The organism is Pseudoxanthobacter sp. (assembly GCF_036822375.1).
In the GTDB taxonomy this organism is placed as follows: domain Bacteria; phylum Pseudomonadota; class Alphaproteobacteria; order Rhizobiales; family Segnochrobactraceae; genus Pseudoxanthobacter.
Window position 1 is genome coordinate 10,648 of sequence record NZ_DAISHT010000013.1, and the last position, 15,221, is coordinate 25,868.

The 15,221-nt window shown below is 68.6% G+C and carries 18 protein-coding genes; 10 read left to right on the forward strand and 8 right to left on the reverse strand.

Features of this window, described 5'->3' with window-relative positions:
* Positions 1-256 precede the first annotated feature (256 nt).
* Positions 257-646 carry a RidA family protein gene (locus tag V7067_RS02890; RefSeq protein ID WP_334174371.1) on the reverse strand — a complete coding sequence of 130 codons (390 nt, stop codon included), beginning with the start codon at positions 644-646 and terminating at the stop codon, positions 257-259.
* 138 nt (positions 647-784) lie between these two features.
* On the opposite strand from V7067_RS02890, the gene V7067_RS02895 reads away from it, so the two are divergent.
* Both V7067_RS02895 and V7067_RS02900 read left to right on the forward strand, forming a co-directional pair.
* A complete protein-coding gene (locus tag V7067_RS02895; RefSeq protein ID WP_334174372.1) occupies positions 785-1,249 on the forward strand; it encodes a potassium channel family protein in 465 nt (154 codons plus the stop codon).
* The gene (locus tag V7067_RS02900) at positions 1,246-1,782 is read left to right on the forward strand and encodes a potassium channel family protein (protein WP_334174373.1); all 537 of its coding nucleotides are present in this window, start codon (positions 1,246-1,248) and stop codon (positions 1,780-1,782) included. Before V7067_RS02895 ends, V7067_RS02900 begins: the two co-directional genes overlap by 4 nt.
* Here the strand turns inward: V7067_RS02900 and V7067_RS02905 are convergent.
* From V7067_RS02905 to V7067_RS02915, 3 genes are all read right to left on the reverse strand, one after another.
* Positions 1,752-2,291, reverse strand: a complete 540-nt coding sequence (locus V7067_RS02905; RefSeq protein WP_334174374.1) for a DUF6691 family protein — start codon at positions 2,289-2,291, stop codon at positions 1,752-1,754. The genes V7067_RS02900 and V7067_RS02905 overlap by 31 nt on opposite strands.
* A gap of 5 nt (positions 2,292-2,296) precedes the next feature.
* Positions 2,297-2,740 carry a YeeE/YedE family protein gene (locus V7067_RS02910; protein ID WP_334174375.1) on the reverse strand — a complete coding sequence of 148 codons (444 nt, stop codon included), beginning with the start codon at positions 2,738-2,740 and terminating at the stop codon, positions 2,297-2,299.
* Positions 2,741-2,880: 140 nt separating this feature from the next.
* Entirely contained in the window at positions 2,881-3,513 is a 633-nt protein-coding gene (locus V7067_RS02915; RefSeq protein WP_334174376.1) for a TIGR01244 family sulfur transferase, read from the reverse strand.
* A 330-nt stretch (positions 3,514-3,843) separates the two neighbouring features.
* Between V7067_RS02915 and V7067_RS02920 the strand changes: the two genes are divergently transcribed.
* The 7 genes from V7067_RS02920 to V7067_RS02950 are packed head-to-tail and all read left to right on the forward strand — an operon-like array spanning position 3,844 to position 9,501.
* Positions 3,844-4,371 carry a Na+/H+ antiporter subunit E gene (locus V7067_RS02920; RefSeq protein WP_334174377.1) on the forward strand — a complete coding sequence of 176 codons (528 nt, stop codon included), beginning with the start codon at positions 3,844-3,846 and terminating at the stop codon, positions 4,369-4,371.
* On the forward strand, positions 4,364-4,624 hold the full coding sequence (locus V7067_RS02925) for a monovalent cation/H+ antiporter complex subunit F (protein WP_334174378.1): 261 nt from the start codon (positions 4,364-4,366) through the stop codon (positions 4,622-4,624). Before V7067_RS02920 ends, V7067_RS02925 begins: the two co-directional genes overlap by 8 nt.
* Before the next feature lie 2 nt (positions 4,625-4,626).
* Complete coding sequence (locus V7067_RS02930; RefSeq protein ID WP_334174396.1) at positions 4,627-4,911, forward strand: hydrogenase subunit MbhD domain-containing protein; 285 nt, start codon at positions 4,627-4,629, stop codon at positions 4,909-4,911.
* The gene (gene mnhG / locus V7067_RS02935) at positions 4,908-5,267 is read left to right on the forward strand and encodes a monovalent cation/H(+) antiporter subunit G (RefSeq protein WP_334174379.1); all 360 of its coding nucleotides are present in this window, start codon (positions 4,908-4,910) and stop codon (positions 5,265-5,267) included. The genes V7067_RS02930 and mnhG overlap by 4 nt, the downstream gene beginning before the upstream one ends.
* Positions 5,267-5,986 carry a hydrogen gas-evolving membrane-bound hydrogenase subunit E gene (gene mbhE, locus V7067_RS02940; protein ID WP_334174380.1) on the forward strand — a complete coding sequence of 240 codons (720 nt, stop codon included), beginning with the start codon at positions 5,267-5,269 and terminating at the stop codon, positions 5,984-5,986. The genes mnhG and mbhE overlap by 1 nt, the downstream gene beginning before the upstream one ends.
* Before the next feature lie 27 nt (positions 5,987-6,013).
* Positions 6,014-6,382 carry a cation:proton antiporter subunit C gene (locus tag V7067_RS02945; protein WP_334174381.1) on the forward strand — a complete coding sequence of 123 codons (369 nt, stop codon included), beginning with the start codon at positions 6,014-6,016 and terminating at the stop codon, positions 6,380-6,382.
* Complete coding sequence (locus V7067_RS02950; RefSeq protein ID WP_334174382.1) at positions 6,376-9,501, forward strand: proton-conducting transporter membrane subunit; 3,126 nt, start codon at positions 6,376-6,378, stop codon at positions 9,499-9,501. Before V7067_RS02945 ends, V7067_RS02950 begins: the two co-directional genes overlap by 7 nt.
* 74 nt (positions 9,502-9,575) lie before the next feature.
* On the opposite strand, the gene V7067_RS02955 is transcribed toward V7067_RS02950, so the two are convergent.
* The 4 genes from V7067_RS02955 to V7067_RS02970 form a co-directional block, all read right to left on the reverse strand.
* Positions 9,576-10,088: a macro domain-containing protein gene (locus V7067_RS02955; protein WP_334174383.1), complete on the reverse strand. Its 513-nt coding sequence runs from the start codon at positions 10,086-10,088 to the stop codon at positions 9,576-9,578.
* A 234-nt stretch (positions 10,089-10,322) separates the two neighbouring features.
* Positions 10,323-11,210 (reverse strand): hypothetical protein, encoded by an 888-nt coding sequence (locus V7067_RS02960; RefSeq protein ID WP_334174384.1) that lies wholly within the window; start codon positions 11,208-11,210, stop codon positions 10,323-10,325.
* A gap of 4 nt (positions 11,211-11,214) precedes the next feature.
* Complete coding sequence (locus tag V7067_RS02965) at positions 11,215-12,246, reverse strand: phosphotransferase (RefSeq protein ID WP_334174385.1); 1,032 nt, start codon at positions 12,244-12,246, stop codon at positions 11,215-11,217.
* Positions 12,247-12,330: 84 nt separating this feature from the next.
* Positions 12,331-13,005 (reverse strand): FadR/GntR family transcriptional regulator, encoded by a 675-nt coding sequence (locus V7067_RS02970; RefSeq protein ID WP_334174386.1) that lies wholly within the window; start codon positions 13,003-13,005, stop codon positions 12,331-12,333.
* A gap of 383 nt (positions 13,006-13,388) precedes the next feature.
* Between V7067_RS02970 and V7067_RS02975 the strand changes: the two genes are divergently transcribed.
* A complete protein-coding gene (locus tag V7067_RS02975) occupies positions 13,389-15,197 on the forward strand; it encodes an IlvD/Edd family dehydratase (RefSeq protein WP_334174387.1) in 1,809 nt (602 codons plus the stop codon).
* Positions 15,198-15,221: the final 24 nt, after the last annotated feature.

Genomic DNA, 15,221 nt, shown 5'->3' on the forward strand with positions numbered 1-15,221 from the left:
CCGGCTGCTGCGAGCCGGCCCGCGGCAAGCCTGTCGGTCCCTGGCACGGCTGCCGCGCGCCCGGTTGCGGCCGGCCTCACCGCGCCGTGCACGGCCACTGCAACAGTCCGTACGGCATCGCGGCCGGCGCCTTCTCTTGCCGGCGCGCATATGCCGCTGCCGCGCGCGGCAGAATTTCGTCTGGCGCAACGCCTTTCCGGCCCGGGCGGAGAAGCCGCAGCCGGGCTGGCCACTCCCTTCCGCCGGCTCTGAAACCTCAGCGCCACTCGGCGGCGGCGATGGCGTCGATTTCCACCCGGTAACCGTGGTGAAGGCCGGCAACCGGCACGACGGTGCGCGCCGGCCGGGCATTGCCCAGCACTTCGGCGGCAACGGCATCGAAGGCGGCCCAGTCGGCGATGTCGGCCAGATAGACGGTCAGCCGGGCGATGCTGCCCGGCGAGCCGCCGCCGGCTTCCACAACCGCCAGCACATTGGCCAGCGCCTGCCGTGCCTGATCGGCGAACGGGGCGCCGGGATCGCCCGTTCCCGCGGCCGAAACCGGAAGCTGGCCGGAAACGAATATCAGACCGTTGGCCCGTGTGCCCTGCGAATAGTGCCCGCCCGGGGCCGGGGCATGGCGGGACGAGAAGGCGCTGATGGGCACGAGGATTCCTCCGCAGTGAGCCGGTCACCGGATTGTTTAACCGTCTGTGGCATCATTGTCTGAAAGACTGTTTCAGGAAAGCCTTGTGCGGGGCCCGCAACGCCGCATGCCGCGGGACCGCCGGGGGAGGGGGCAGAAGTGGAGTGGCTGGCAGGAGAAATCGCCCTCGGCGTTGCCGTCGCCGTCGCGAGCATCTTCATCCATGGCGGGGCAACGTTCGTGCTGGCTTTCCTGCGCCTGCACATTCCACCGGTTACGCGCCGCAATTACCAGCGGCGTCTGGTGCTGGTCATGAGCGCTGCGCTGGTTGTGCTGATGGTCGCCCATATTCTTGAAATCGTGCTCTGGGCGCGGGCCTATATCTGGATCGGAACGGTCGGAAATCCGCTGGATGCGTTCTATTTCGCCTTCGTCAATTACACGACGCTCGGCTACGGCGACATGTTGCCGGCGCCGGAAAGCCGGCTGCTCGGGCCGGTGGCGGCCGGATCCGGCATTCTGATGTTCGGATGGTCGACGGCGATCATGGCGCAGATCCTGTCGCGCCATCTGGCCGTGTTCGACCGGCCGGACGGCGGCGACACCCATGGCGGCCGCTCATGAGCGCACCGGTCGTCCCGCTCGCCGACAGGCTGCCCGATCTGCTGCCCCTTGCCGCGCGCGTGCATCCGGTGGTGTTCGATCTGAATGCCGCCAATATGGAGCTGGTTGCCGGTCACCTGCTGGTCGGCATCCTTGTCGCGGTGCTGGGCATCGTTGTCCACGCCTCCGCCACGATGCTGTTGGTCACCCTGCGCCGGCCGATCATCCGGCTGGCGGAACGAACGATTTGGTTCCGCCTGATGACGGCGCTCTCGGTCGTCTCCGTGGTGATGATGATTGCGCACTGCATCGAGATCTGGTTCTGGTCTCTGGCCTATCTCTATACAGGCACCAGTGCGGATCCGGCCGATGTGTTTTACTTTGCCTTCGTCAATTATACGACGCTCGGCTATGGCGATATATTGCCAAGCCCCTCATCCCGGCTGCTGGCGCCGATGACGGCGGGGGCCGGGATCCTGATGTTCGGCTGGTCCACCGCCCTGATGGCGCAGGTCGCCACGCGCTATCGCGCGGGCGTGGATGCGCGGCACTGAGGCGAGGCGACCTGAGGCGGCCGGCTCATCCGCGCCTTCAGCACCCGGCCGATGGCGAGGCCGGCGGCAAGGGTGGCCACGAACACCGCCGGCTGCCACAGCGCGGCGTCGGTCAGCGAAACGCCGAGCGCCGGAATGGCGCCGCCGGGGCAGAAGCCGGCCAGCCCCCAGCCGAGGCCGAAAATGGCCGATCCCAGCACCAGAGGCCGGTCGATGACCGTTGTTGCCGGCAGGCGGAACCGGGTATCCATGAGCGGACGGCCGCGCCGCCACACCAGCCGGTAGCCGATCGCGGTCACGACCAGCGCGCCGCCCATCACAAAGGCAAGGCTCGGATCCCAGCCCGTGCCGCCGCCGGCGGCGGCCGGACTGCCGGCGAGCGGCGCAATGCCGTTGGAAATGGCGGCAAAGTCGAAGAAATTCAGCACCTTTGCAGGGTCATCCATGCCGGCGAGGGAAATGCCCGCGCCAAACACGAGGCCGATGAGCAGGGCGGCAAGAAGCGGCATCGCCTTCAGGCTCCGATCAGGTGGCGGGTGACGAACACGGTCAGCGCCGTCGTGGCCATGAACACCAGCGTGGCGACCAGAGAGCGGCGGGAGAAGCGCGCCAGCCCGCAGACGCCGTGGCCGGAGGTGCACCCGGAGCCGATGCCGACGCCGATGCCGACCAGCAGCCCGCTGGCGACGATCAGCAGCGGCCCGGCTTCCACCGTCACGGCCGGCCGCCATCCGGTGGCGAGAAAGATCAGAACCGGGGCTGCGATGGCGCCGCCCAGAAAGGCCGCCCGCCAGCCGCGGTCGCCGGCATCGCCGACTGCGGGCAGCAGCCCGCCGAGAATGCCCGACAGACCGGCGATGCGGCCGAGGGTCAGCATCAGCAGAACAGCCGCAAGGCCGATGAGGGCGCCGCCCGCCAGCGAGGCGAGGGGCGTGAAGGTGGTGGCGGCAAATGTCATCCCGCATGGCTCCGTTCGCGAGGCTTCTTCGCCGGCAGGCGGGCGGGAAAGCCGGTCGCGCAGAACGAAATCATAACAGCCCGCCCGCGGCCTGACGAAGGCTGATCGTGCGTATCTGCCGCGCGGGGCGAAACAGGCAACTACGCCGCGCCCTTCCGGGCACCGAGGCCGCGCGCGATGGCCACCGCGCCGCCGACATTGTAGCCGCACCGGGCGGCGGCGGCCTTCACCTCGTCTTCGCTCATCCGCCCGTCCACGAGCTGGCTCACGGCCCAGAGCGTCATCGAGCGGGCGCCGCTGCGGCAGTGGATCAGCACCGGCCCGCGGGTGGAGCCGAGCTTCTTGGAAAACCGGCGCACCATATCGCGGGTGATCGCGCTGCCGGAGACGGGGATGTGCGTGTAGGCAAGGCCCAGGTCGCGGGCGCGGGCCTGCATGTCGGCGGCCTTCACGGCGGCTTCGTCGTCCGGCAGGCTGCTGATGATGGCGACGAAGCCGGCCGCCTTCACGGCCGGCAGATCCGAAGGCCGCAACGCCACGCTGACGGACACCTGATCGTCGACCCGCCGCGTTCTGAGCCGGCCCGATGCGCCGGCCGTGCTGAGCCCGAAGATCTGATAGAGCGGGCAGAAGCCGGTCAGCGCCGTGAACAGCGGAATGGTGCCGAACAGGCCCACCCACCGCCAGTGGCCGGTGCCCCAGACCAGCAGCGCCAGCAGGGCCAGCCCGACTGCGGCCCGCAACAGGCGGTCAAAGGTGCCGACATTGTGCATGGTCCATCGCTCCTTTGTGCCGCCGCGCCGGACTGCGCCTCAAAGATGGCGGGCAGGCGGGACGGAAAACAGACTGCCATCGAAGACGCGCAACGGGCAAAGGCGTTTCGCCGGGCGGCTCTTTCGCGGGCTGATATGCTCTAGGCGCCTTTTCGGCCCGCCGCACCGCGCCCAATGCCCGCAGGCGCCCCGCGCTGCGGGTCTGCCGCTCACGAAACCCTGCCTTGCCTCGCCGGCCCGGGATATGGTGATGATGGGGCAGTCTCCCAAGGGGTGCACAGGGCGGAAGAGCCGCGCGGGCTCTGCCGCACAGAAGGGCGAGGAAAACCGGTGACAGCAGGCAACGGCACGGCACCCGGCGGCAGCCGTGCGGGCGGCTTCATAACGCTCTCGGTCCTTCTGTTCGCCGCATGGATGGCGATTGCCTCGGAACTCGCCGTCGACATCGCCCTGCTCGGCCTTGCGGTTTCGGCCGGCCTCGCGGCGTGGTTCGTGCAGATCAGCCCGGTGTGGCGGCAGGTGTGCTGGTCTCCGGCGGGTCTCCGGGCACTGGTCGTCTTTCTGGCGGTGTTCGCGGTGGCGCTGGTGCGGGCAAACATCGCCATGCTGCGAATCGTGTTCGGCCGCCGCATCGCCATCGCGCCCGGCATCGTGCGGGTCCGCACGCGGCTGACCTCGCCGCTCGGCCGGCTGGCACTGGCCAACGCCATCGCCCTCACCCCCGGTTCTCTGGTGCTGGGCTACGAGGGCGACATTCTCTATATCCACTGCCTCAACGCCGATGCCACCGATATCGAAACCGCCACCGCCCGGATCGCCGCCCCGTTCGAACGCCATCTGGAGGCTGCTTTTGGCTGAGATCATCCTGAGCTTCGCCGGGGTTCTGATCCTCGGCGGCATTCTGTGTGCGGTGGTTCGTCTGGCGATCGGGCGCAGTGTGATCGACCGGGTTGTGGCGATCGACATGCTGACAATCATCGCCATCAGCCTCATCGCGCTCTATGCGCATCTTTCGGGGCGGTTTCTTTATCTCGATGTGGCGCTTGTCTATGGCGGGCTGTCGTTCCTCGCGGTGCTGGCCGTTGCGCGCTATCTGGAGCGGGGGCTGTGACGATGGCCGGCGTGTTCGTGCTGGTGCTGTGCGCGGCCATTCTGTTCTCCGGCGTGCTGGCGGTTGCCATGGGCCGCGTGCTGCCGGCGCTGATCGCGGCCGGGCTTGCCAGCCTGTTCGCGTCCGTCGTCTATCTGCTGCTCGCCGCGCCGGATGTGGCCATGGCCGAGGCGGCCATCGGGGCCGGGCTTTCCACGTTCGTGTTTCTCTATGCGCTGCGCAAGACCGGGGGCGGGGATGACGGGGCGGGCGGCGCCGGACGCGGCAGCGACGGAGGCCGGTCGTGAGCGATCTGCGCGAAATTGCCGGCAGTCTCGTGGTGCTGGCCGGGGCGCTGTTTCTGTTTGCCGCCGGGCTGGGCGTGCTGCGCATGCCGGATGCCTATACCCGCCTGCAGGCCGGCACCAAGGCGACGACGCTCGGCACCGTTCTGGTGCTGGGCGGCCTGGCGCTCTATCACCCCGGCTGGGCGTTCAAGCTGGCGCTGATCGCCCTGTTTGTGCTGCTCACCAATCCGGTCTCTTCCCAGGCCCTGTCGCGGGCGGCGCACCGCATCCGCACGCCGATGATGCCGGCCACGGTCGTCGACCAGCTTGCGGAGGATGAGGCGAAGGCGCGGACCGGCGCAGGGGAGGGGCGCTGATGCGAACGGTGCTGGCGGGTCTGGCGGTTTTTCTCTTTGCCATCGTCGCGGCTGCGGTGGTGATCGGCTACAGCGAGCAGACGGCGCTGCGGCCGCTGGCCGCCTTTTATGTCGGCCGCGGACCGCAGGAACTGGGGCTGCCCAATGTGGTGACGGGCATTCTCATCACCTATCGCGGCTTCGACACGCTGGGCGAGGTGGCCGTGCTGTTCATGGTGGCCGCAGGGGTCGGCATTCTTCTGACGAAGGCCCCGGGCGAGGCGGCGGGCGACGAGACCGCCGATGAGGCCACGGCCAGCGCGGCACAGCCGCCGCTGCAACCGGCGGGCGAGATCGTGCGCACCGGCATGGAAGTGCTGCTGCCGCTGATTTTCCTGTTCGGGGCCTACGTGATCCTGCACGGTCACCTTTCGGCGGGCGGCGGCTTTCAGGGCGGGGCGATCGTTGCCTCGGGCACGATGCTGCTGCTGGTGACGCGGCCGCAGACGCGGCTGAAGCAGAAGCTGCTCAGCCTGATCGAATCCTCGGCCGGCGTGTTCTATGTGCTGACCGGCATTCTCGGCCTGCTGGTTGCCGACGGCTTTCTGGATAACCGCATCCTGCCGCTCGGCACCTTCGGCGCGGTGATGAGCGCCGGCGCCATTCCGCTGATTTCCGCTCTGCTCGGCATCAAGGTCGGGGCGGAACTCAGCGTCATTCTCGACCGGTTTCATCTCTGACAGCGGCGGAGGCACAGGGCACACGCCATGACGGGAGCGGTCTCGCACATCGTGCTGGCAACAGGCTTCGGCCTGATGCTCATCGGGCTCTGGGGCCTGCTGACCCGGCGCAACATCCTGCGCATCATCATCAGCTTCTCGCTCATCGATACCGGCGTTCATATCGTCATGGTGGCGACGGGCTATGTCACCGGCGGCACGGCGCCGATTCTGGATGCGGCGCTGCCGGCCGGCGAGGCGGTGGCGCGGTCGGTCGATCCCGTGCCCTCGGCGCTGGTGGTGACGGCGATCGTGATTGGTTTTTCCGTGACTGCCGTGATGCTGGCCTACGCCATCCGCCTGTGGCAGGCGAAGAAGACGCTCGATATCGATGCCTTCACGGAGCAGAAATGGTAGCGAGCTTCGTTCAGCCGCTGAACATCTTTCTCCTCGGGCTCGGCGGCGGCTTCCTCATGCCGCTTGCCGCGCGTCTCGGGGCGCGCGCGTCCGGTGCCGTGTTCTGGCTTGCGCTCGGCGGCATTGCGCTGGTGGCGGCGCTCGCATTTGCCGCCGTTCTTCAGGGCGGCGAGCCGTTCGAGGTTCTGACGGCGGGTGCCGTGCCGCCGATTGCCATCAACCTGCGCTTCGGCTGGTGGGAAGGGCTGTTTGCAGCCCCGGTCAGCCTCGTTGCACTGGCCGGCGCGCTGCCGCTGTGGCGGCGGTTCCGCGGGCATTATGGCGCCCTCACGCTCTATCTTCTGCTTGTCATGGGCCTGAACGGCCTCATCATGACGCGCGATCTCTTCAACCTGTTCGTCTTTCTGGAAATCGTCTCCATCGCCACCTACGGCCTTCTGGCATTCGGGGCCGGAGGGCGGGCGCTGGCGGCCGGCTTCAAATACATCATGGCGACGGTGGTCGCCTCCACGCTGATCCTGCTCGGAACGGCGCTGCTCTATAACGTCACGGGCAGCCTCAACATCGATAATCTCATCGATGCGCGCGTGGCCATTACCGGGCCGGTGGGGTTCACCGGGCTGATGATGCTGCTGGCCGGGCTTCTGCTGGAGATGAAGCCGTTTCCGGCCAATGGCTGGGCGCTGGATGTTTATGAAACGGCGCCGGCCGGTCTGGGGGCGCTGATGTCGGCCGGCGTTTCCGCCGGCCTGTTCTTCGCCATCCTGAAGCTGCTGCCGCTTTTCGCCGGCTACGAGACCCTGATTGCGGTCGCCGCCGGCGTCACCTTCATCGGGGCCAATCTGGCCGGTCTGGCGCAGCGCAATGTGCAGCGCATGCTGGGGTCGTCGTCCATCGGGCAGATGGCGCTGGGGCTTTTCGCGCTGGTGCTGCTGGTGCAGAACGACGAGATCGCGGCGCTGCCGCTGGTGGTGGGCGGTCTTTTTCTCAACCATCTTCTGGCCAAAGCCGGGCTGTTCTGGCTGGCCGGGCTGGTGGGGCGCGAGCAGGCGGGCGACTGGAACGGCCTTTCCCGCCGGCCGCTGTTGCTGCTGGCCTTTGCCGCGCTGGTCATCGCCATCAGCGGCCTGCCGCCGTTTCCGGGCTTCTTCGCCAAGTGGCAGCTGGTGATGCTGCTGGCCGGCGAGGGCCACGGCCTTGCCATTGCGGTCGTGCTGGCGGGGTCGATGCTGGAGGCGACCTACATGGCGCGCTGGTTCCTGCGCGCGCTGCAGGATGGCGAGGCCCCGGACCTGCGCGGGGCCGGCGCGGTGCACGCTCTGCCGCTGGCGCTGGCACTCGGTCTGCTGGCGGCGGCGGGCGCGGGCGCGGCGCTGCTGGCCGGCGCGGACCTGACGCGCCTTGCCGTGCCGCTTCTGGCGGGGCTGTTTCTTGCCGCGCTCGATCCGCTGCCCGGACGGCTCAAGGGCCTCGTCATGCTGGGGCTGGTGGCAGCCGGCAGCGTGTGGCTGGTGCGCGATGTCGAAGGGCTGCCGCGCCTGTTCGATATCGTCATTGCCAGCGGGGGCGGCGTGCTGGCGATCGCCTCGCTTTATCGCGGCGACCGGCGCAGCGGCTATCACGCGCTGCTGGCCGTGCTGCTGCTGGGCATCGTGGCGGCCGTGGCCTCGCTCACCAGCCTCGATTTTTTCCTGCAATGGGAGGTGGTGACGCTGGCGAGCTTCTTCCTCATCGCCCGCAAGCCGTCGGCCGGCCCGGCGGCCCTCACCTTCCTGCTGTTCTCGCTCGCCTCGGCATTCTTCGTGCTGGCCGGCTTCGCGTTCGCCTTCGCTGCCAACGGCACCCTGCAGCTGGCCGCACTCGGCCTTGCGGGGCCGGAAAGCGTGATTGCCTTCGTGCTGCTGGCCATCGGCTTTCTCATCAAGCTGGCGGCATTCGGCGTGCACATCTGGCTGCCGGCGGCCCACAGCGCGGCGGAAGACGATTTCTCGGCGATGCTCTCGGCGGTGGTCACCAAACTGGCGGTGTTCGGCCTTCTGGCCGCGGCCTATCTGGCCATCCGCTCGTCGGCCGGGCTCAATGCGGCTTATCTGATGGCGTGGATCGGCCTTGCCACCACCTTCGCCGGTGCCCTGATGGCGCTGGCGCAGGACGATGCCAAGAAGCTGCTGGCCTATTCCAGCATGAGCCAGCTCGGCTACATCATCACCGCCGTTGGTCTGATGAGCCATATCGGCTGGGTGACGACGCTCTATCTCACCGCCACCCATCTGATGGTAAAGGGCACGCTGTTTCTGGCGGTCGCGGGCATTGGCCTGCGGGCCGGCAGCCGTTCGCTTCCGGCGCTGGGGGGGCTTGGCCGGGCCATGCCGGTGACCGCCGCCACGACCATCCTTGCCCTCATCGCCATGAGCGGGCTGCCGCCGCTGGCCGGCTTCGGCGGCAAGTGGCTGCTGATTGCGGCCATGATCGACCGTGGCTGGTGGGACATGGCGATTGCCGCGCTCATCGCCACGTTCATCGGCTTTCTCTATATGGGGCAGATGGCGCTGGGGCTGTTCTTCGGCCCGCGGCGGGGGGCGGCGGAGGAGGCGGGCGGGCTGCGCGAGGCCCCGCTGGCGCTGCTGGTGCCGCAGGTGGTGCTGGTCGCCGGCATTCTGCTGCTGTCCTATTTTCCGCAGCCGCTGATGGCGCCGGTGGCAGCCGCCATCGATCCGCGCTTTGCCGCCGGGCTCGTCTGGCAGGGCATGTCGCTGGAGGATATCTATGCCTACTGGCGCGCCGGGCCGACGATTGCCATGGTGGTCACGGTGGCGCTCGGTCTGCTGGTGCTGGCGCTGGCCGTCTATCGGCGCAGCGGCGGCGGCCGGGCGCCGGCCGTGGCCGGGGTGATGCCGTTCTTCGCGTTCTGGCGCACCCGTGCGCGGCGGATCACGCCGCCGGTTGCGATCTTCTGCTGGTCCGGCGTCGGCACGGCAGCACTGGCGCTGTCCGGTGCGGTGCGGCGGCTTTATCGCGGCAACGGGCAGATCGATGCGCTGCTGACGGTGCTGTATTTTCTGGTGCTGTGGTTTGCAGCCATCATTGCCGGCCTGCCGGGGCAGGCCGCGGGCGGCTGACGGCAACAGAAAAAGGCCCCGCCGCGGGAATGCGACGGGGCCGGAAGGCAGGCCGGTTCAATGCGGCAAAGCGGTCAGGCCGTGGCCGGCACCTTCTCCGCCGCCGACATGCCGGCGTGGAAGGTGACGTAAACGTAAATCGGAATGTCGAGATCGCCGAGGTGCTTTTCGAGGAGCGGCTTCACGTCCTCCCACGCCAGTCCGCCGACGCCGGTGGCAAGGCGGGGCATGGCGAGCGAGGTGAACTTCTCCTTACGCACGATGCGGGCGAGCGCCTTCAGCGCATGGTTCACATGGGGCAGCGTGGCCTTGCCGGGCTTGCCGCCGGCACCGGCCGCAGGCTCCTGCGTCATCAGGCTGACGATGTGCACCGGCTGTCCGTCCGCCGCCGCACCGCCCCACACATGGGCTTCGCCGGGTTCGGGCGAATTCTGCTGGCAATAATGGCGGAATTCCTTCGCCATTGCCGGGTATTTCTCATGCAGGGCAAGCGCGAGGCCGTTGTTGAAGTGGTCATTCGGCGCGACACCGTGTGCAATGGCCTGTGCCCGGCTCAGCAGGATGTCGCCTTCGACTTCGAACAACATGATATGGTCTCCTTCCGCTTTGCTTTTGCCTTGCAGCGGGGCGCCGGACCGATGCCGCCGTTCCGCCGGGGCCATCCTCTGGCCCTGTCCGAAAGAGACTGTAGGTCCCATGAGCAACCCTGCCTTTGCGCTCGATCAACCGCCGTCCGGGCCGCTGCGGTGCACAAGCGGGCGGGGCGGGGCGCATAAGTCCAGCGCAGGCGCGGCTTTTGCCGGCAAACGGGCCCGGTCGGCTCACGCCTCCGGCAGCGGACGAAAATGCACGGCGATGGTCATCGTCTCGCCGGGGAGGAGCGTGCGCGCCCCGCTGCGGCCCCACGGAACCGGACCGAATCGGGCGGCATTGGTGGTGTGGGTCACCGGCTCGACGCAGGCGAAGCCGGCATCGGGCGGGGAATAGACGCACAGGAAGTCGCAGCCTGCGGCTGTCAATGCCAGCCGGCCGTGCGGCCAGCGCAGCAGGGCGCGTCCGCTCCAGCCCTCGAAGATGTTGTCGAGCCCGCACGGCAGCGGCTTCCCCTTGCGGAAGGCGTCCAGCGCCGGGGCGCGGGCATCGGCGGCGCACGGCAGCCCCGCGGCATCCATCACATGCATGGCGTCTGCGGTGGTCTCAAGACAAAGGCCGCCGGCCGGGAAGAACGGGTGCAACCCGAGGCCGGCCGGCATCGGCACCTCGTCGATGTTGGTCAGGCTCAGGGCAATGTGCAGCCCGTCGGCGTCCAGTTCAAGACGCTGCACGGCGCGGTAGCGCCATGGCCAGAGCTGCGCCGGCAGGCCGCCGTTGTCGTGGAGAAGTTGCACGGCGGTGGCGCTGCATTCCTCAACCGACCACAGAGAAAGCCAGCCGAAGCCATGGATTGCATGGCTGAAACCATGGCCGGCCGGCGCAAGGCGGGCGCGGCGGCCGCCGGCTTCTGGCCCATCGGCGATGCGGCTGAAGAACGGCACCATGGCGAACGAGGCCGCCTGAAGCGGCGAGGCGGGATTGACGGGCGCCGGACGCAGCCAGTCGGTTGCCCCGGCCGGGCCGTGCGAGCGCAGAAAGGCAAGGGCGCCGCCGGACGGCAGCACGCCGGCCGAAAGCGCACCGCAATGCAGGGTGAGCAGGCTCTGCGCGGTCATCGCGTCAGGCTCCGCCGGCGTGCGTCGGGGTGTAATCGCGCCAGCCCGGCAGGCGGTTTTCAAGAAAAGCGCGGATCGCCGTCAGCCCGGCCTCATCGAGGGCGCGGTCGAGCAGGCGCAGCACGCGGGGAATGTGGACGAGATAGCCGTGCTTGCCGTCGCGCTTCGACAGACGCTCGAAATTGCCGGCGATCTTGGTGTGGCGGTGGGCGGCGATCAGCCAGTAATCGGCGCTGAAACGGGCGGTGTCGATCTGCGGTCGCCGGGCGAGATAGCGGGCGACCAGCGCGTCTTCCAGACCGGGGGCGAGGTCGCGGCGGGCATCCTGCGTCAGGGAGACCAGATCGTAGGCGGCGGAGCCGGTGAGGGCATCCTGAAAATCCAGCAGGCCGCAGGCCGCCACGCCCGTGCGCCCGGCAATGACCATCAGGTTGTCGACGTGATAGTCGCGCAGCACCACCGCCTCGCGCCGGCCGGCAAGATCGGCAAGGGCCTCGTGCCAGAGGGCGAGAAAATCGGCCCGGAAGGCAGCGATATCGGCGGCCGGGTCCACCGCCGGCACATACCAGTCGGTGAACATCACCAGTTCCTCGGTCAGCGGACCGAAATCGTAGGCTGGCAGCGACAGGGCGAGGGCACCGGGTGCGGTGTGCAGAGCCACGAGCGCATCGACCGCAAGGCTGTAGAGCGGGGCCTCGGGGCGGCCGGCGGCAATGAGGCGGGTGAAGGTATCCGGGCCGAAATCCTCGATCAGCGCCAGCCCCCGGGCGGCATCGGCCACGAAGATGCGCGGCGCGGACAGGCCCAGCCGGCAGAGGTGACCGGCGATGGCGATGAACGGCGGAAAATCCGCCGATCCGGGCGGCACGTCCATCAGCAGGCGGGGCTCCGGCGCGCCTTCCACGCGGAAATAGCGGCGCGGCGAGGCATCGGCGGGCAGCGCCGCAAGGCGGGCGCCCTCAAGGCCGGCGGCGGCGAGAAAGCCGGCCCGCTCGGTCTGGCGGGCGCGTTCGGCGGCGGTCGGGTCGGATATCATTCGGGCAGGGCTCCGCGCTCGCGGCCCGCGACGCAAATGCGGGCCGTGAAGGCCATCCTTAGCGCGGCAGGCCTTGCTGGTCGGTTAGCTGCCGCCTTCCAGCGCCGCGACATCGCGCTCCGAGCCCGCCAGAATGGCTTCGATGGCCCGCCGTGCGCGGTCGCCCTCGCGCAGCCGCACCGCCTCCAGCACCTCGGCATGCAGATCCATGGCGCCGGCATGGCTGGTGGTGACGCGGTTCGTCAGCTCGAACAGCGCCCGCATTGCAGCGCGGATGACGCCGGCCAGCGAGATCAGCACATGGTTCTGGCTGGCCCGCAGCAGGGCGGTGTGGAAAGCGACGTCGGCCTCGGCCCCGGCTTCCACATCGTGGGGCAGCAGGGCGTTCATGCGCTCAAGAGCGGCTTCCAGAGCGGCGAGGTCGGCCGCCGTGGCGCGCTCGGCCGCCAGCGCGGCCGCCGCCGGCTCCACGATGCGCCGCGCCTCCATGAGCGAGCGCACGAGGCGCGGATCGTGGAAATCCTCGCCCGCCCACGCCAGCAGTTCCGGATCGAGCAGGTTCCAGGTCTCCGGCGCACACACCTCGGTGCCGACGCGCGGGCGGGAAACGATCAGGCCTTTGGCCTCCAGCATCTTGGTGGCCTCGCGCACCACGGTGCGGCTGACGCCGAACTCGGTGCACAGATCGCCCTCGCGCGGCAGCAGGCCACCCGGCGGCACCGCCCCGGACAGGATGCGCCGCGCCAGAACCGACACCACCTCGCCGCGCAGCCGCGGCCGCGCCCGTCGCCGCGCCGGTGCCGCACCCCCTGCCGGGCGCGGTACCCGTCGCCCGCCTGCCTTCTGCTCTGCCACCCGCCGGCCCTCTCCCGTTCTGTCAATTTGTGACGTAACAATATGATATCGATGAGAAATCAATTTATCATATGATTAGGTTGACGCATCCGACTTTTTGCGGCTTATCATATGTCTAATCCGGTCAGGCCAGTTTGCCCCGCCTCCGATGGCATCGCAAGCGCCCCTGTCACGGCCCGCGCCGGTTCTGTCCCCGTCTGCCCGCCCGGCCCTGCGGCCGTTCGTGCCCGGTCAGGCCGCCGCCCACAAGCCGTCGCCCAAAGGTCGTCGTCCGAAAGTCATCTTCCATGACCAACAACAACAACGAAACGCCCGCCCGCACATTCCGCTCCCGCGCCTGGTTCGATAACCCGGCCAACGCCGATATGACGGCGCTCTATCTGGAGCGCTATCTGAATTTTGGCCTGACGCAGGAAGAGCTGCAGTCCGGCAAGCCGATCATCGGCATCGCGCAGACGGGGTCCGACCTGTCGCCCTGCAACCGCCACCATCTGGTATTGGCGCAGCGCCTGCGCGAGGGCATCCGCGAGGCCGGCGGCATCGTGCTGGAGTTTCCGGTCCATCCGATTCAGGAAACCGGCAAGCGCCCCACGGCCGGTCTCGACCGCAATCTGGCCTATCTCGGCCTCGTGGAGGTGCTCTACGGCTATCCCCTCGATGCCGTGGTGCTGACCATCGGCTGCGACAAGACCACGCCCGCCTGCCTGATGGCGGCGGCCACCGTGAACCTGCCGGCGATCGCGCTCTCGGTCGGGCCGATGCTGAACGGCTGGTTCAAGGGCGAGCGCACCGGCTCCGGCACCATCGTGTGGAAGGCGCGCGAGATGATGGCCGCCGGCGAAATCGACTACGCCGGCTTCATCAAGCTGGTCGCTTCGTCGGCCCCCTCCACCGGCTATTGCAACACCATGGGCACGGCGACCACGATGAATTCGCTGGCCGAGGCGCTGGGCATGCAGCTGCCGGGCTCGGCCGCCATTCCCGCGCCCTATGCCGCCCGCCAGCAGATGGCTTATGAGACCGGCAAGCGCATCGTCGAGATGGCCTATGAGGACCTGAAGCCCTCCGACATCCTGACGCGCGAGGCCTTCATCAACGCCATCCGCGTCAATTCGGCCATCGGCGGTTCCACCAACGCCCCGATCCACCTCAATGCCCTTGCCCGCCATGTCGGCGTCGAACTCTCTATCGACGACTGGCAGACCTACGGCGAAGACGTGCCGCTGCTGGTCAACCTGCAGCCGGCCGGCGAATATCTGGGCGAGGACTATTATCACGCCGGCGGCGTGCCGGCGGTGGTCAGCCAGCTGATGCGGCACGGCCTGATCCACGAGGGGGCGCTCACCGTCAACGGCCGGTCCATCGGCGACAACTGTCGCGAGGCGGTGATCGAAGACACGAACGTCATCCGCGTCTTTGAGGAGCCGCTGAAGGAGAAGGCCGGCTTCCGCGTGCTGCGCGGCAACCTGTTCGATTCCGCCATCATGAAGATGAGCGTGATCTCGCCGGAATTCCGCGACCGCTATCTGAGCGATCCGAACGATCCGGGGGCGTTCGAGGGTCGGGCGGTCGTGTTCGACGGGCCGGAGGACTACCACCACCGCATCGACGATCCGTCGCTCGGCATCGACGAGCGCACGCTGCTGTTCATCCGCGGCGCCGGGCCGATCGGTTATCCGGGCGCGGCGGAGGTCGTCAACATGCGCCCGCCGGCCTACCTCATCCGTGAGGGCGTGCACTCGCTGCCGTGCATCGGCGACGGCCGCCAGTCCGGCACCTCCGGTTCGCCGTCGATCCTCAATGCCTCGCCGGAAGCGGCGGCGGGCGGTGGCCTTGCCGTGCTGAAGACCGGCGACCGGGTTCGCGTGGACCTTGAAAAAGGCACGGCCAACATCCTGATTTCGGATGAGGAACTGGCCGCTCGCCATGCGGCGCTGAAGGCTGCCGGCGGCTATCGCTACCCGGAAAGCCAGACGCCCTGGCAGGAGATTCAGCGCTCCATGGTGGGCCAGATGGAAACCGGTGCGGTGCTGGAACCGGCGGTGAAATATCAGGACATCGCCCACACCCGCGGTCTGCCGCGCGACAGCCACTGAGGCTGCGGACGAAGGCATCGCCGG

What these genes read in the sequence shown, in the direction of transcription:
- V7067_RS02900 (WP_334174373.1), top strand. Translation starts at nt 1,246, where the DNA reads ATGAGCGCACCGGTCGTCCCGCTCGCCGACAGGCTGCCCGATCTGCTG.
- V7067_RS02960 (WP_334174384.1), bottom strand. Translation starts at nt 11,210, where the DNA reads ATGACCGCGCAGAGCCTGCTCACCCTGCATTGCGGTGCGCTTTCGGCC.
- V7067_RS02965 (WP_334174385.1), bottom strand. Translation starts at nt 12,246, where the DNA reads ATGATATCCGACCCGACCGCCGCCGAACGCGCCCGCCAGACCGAGCGG.
- mbhE (WP_334174380.1), top strand. Translation starts at nt 5,267, where the DNA reads ATGCGAACGGTGCTGGCGGGTCTGGCGGTTTTTCTCTTTGCCATCGTC.
- V7067_RS02905 (WP_334174374.1), bottom strand. Translation starts at nt 2,291, where the DNA reads ATGCCGCTTCTTGCCGCCCTGCTCATCGGCCTCGTGTTTGGCGCGGGC.
- V7067_RS02930 (WP_334174396.1), top strand. Translation starts at nt 4,627, where the DNA reads ATGGCCGGCGTGTTCGTGCTGGTGCTGTGCGCGGCCATTCTGTTCTCC.
- V7067_RS02975 (WP_334174387.1), top strand. Translation starts at nt 13,389, where the DNA reads ATGACCAACAACAACAACGAAACGCCCGCCCGCACATTCCGCTCCCGC.
- V7067_RS02945 (WP_334174381.1), top strand. Translation starts at nt 6,014, where the DNA reads ATGACGGGAGCGGTCTCGCACATCGTGCTGGCAACAGGCTTCGGCCTG.
- V7067_RS02950 (WP_334174382.1), top strand. Translation starts at nt 6,376, where the DNA reads ATGGTAGCGAGCTTCGTTCAGCCGCTGAACATCTTTCTCCTCGGGCTC.
- V7067_RS02910 (WP_334174375.1), bottom strand. Translation starts at nt 2,740, where the DNA reads ATGACATTTGCCGCCACCACCTTCACGCCCCTCGCCTCGCTGGCGGGC.
- V7067_RS02955 (WP_334174383.1), bottom strand. Translation starts at nt 10,088, where the DNA reads ATGTTGTTCGAAGTCGAAGGCGACATCCTGCTGAGCCGGGCACAGGCC.
- V7067_RS02915 (WP_334174376.1), bottom strand. Translation starts at nt 3,513, where the DNA reads ATGCACAATGTCGGCACCTTTGACCGCCTGTTGCGGGCCGCAGTCGGG.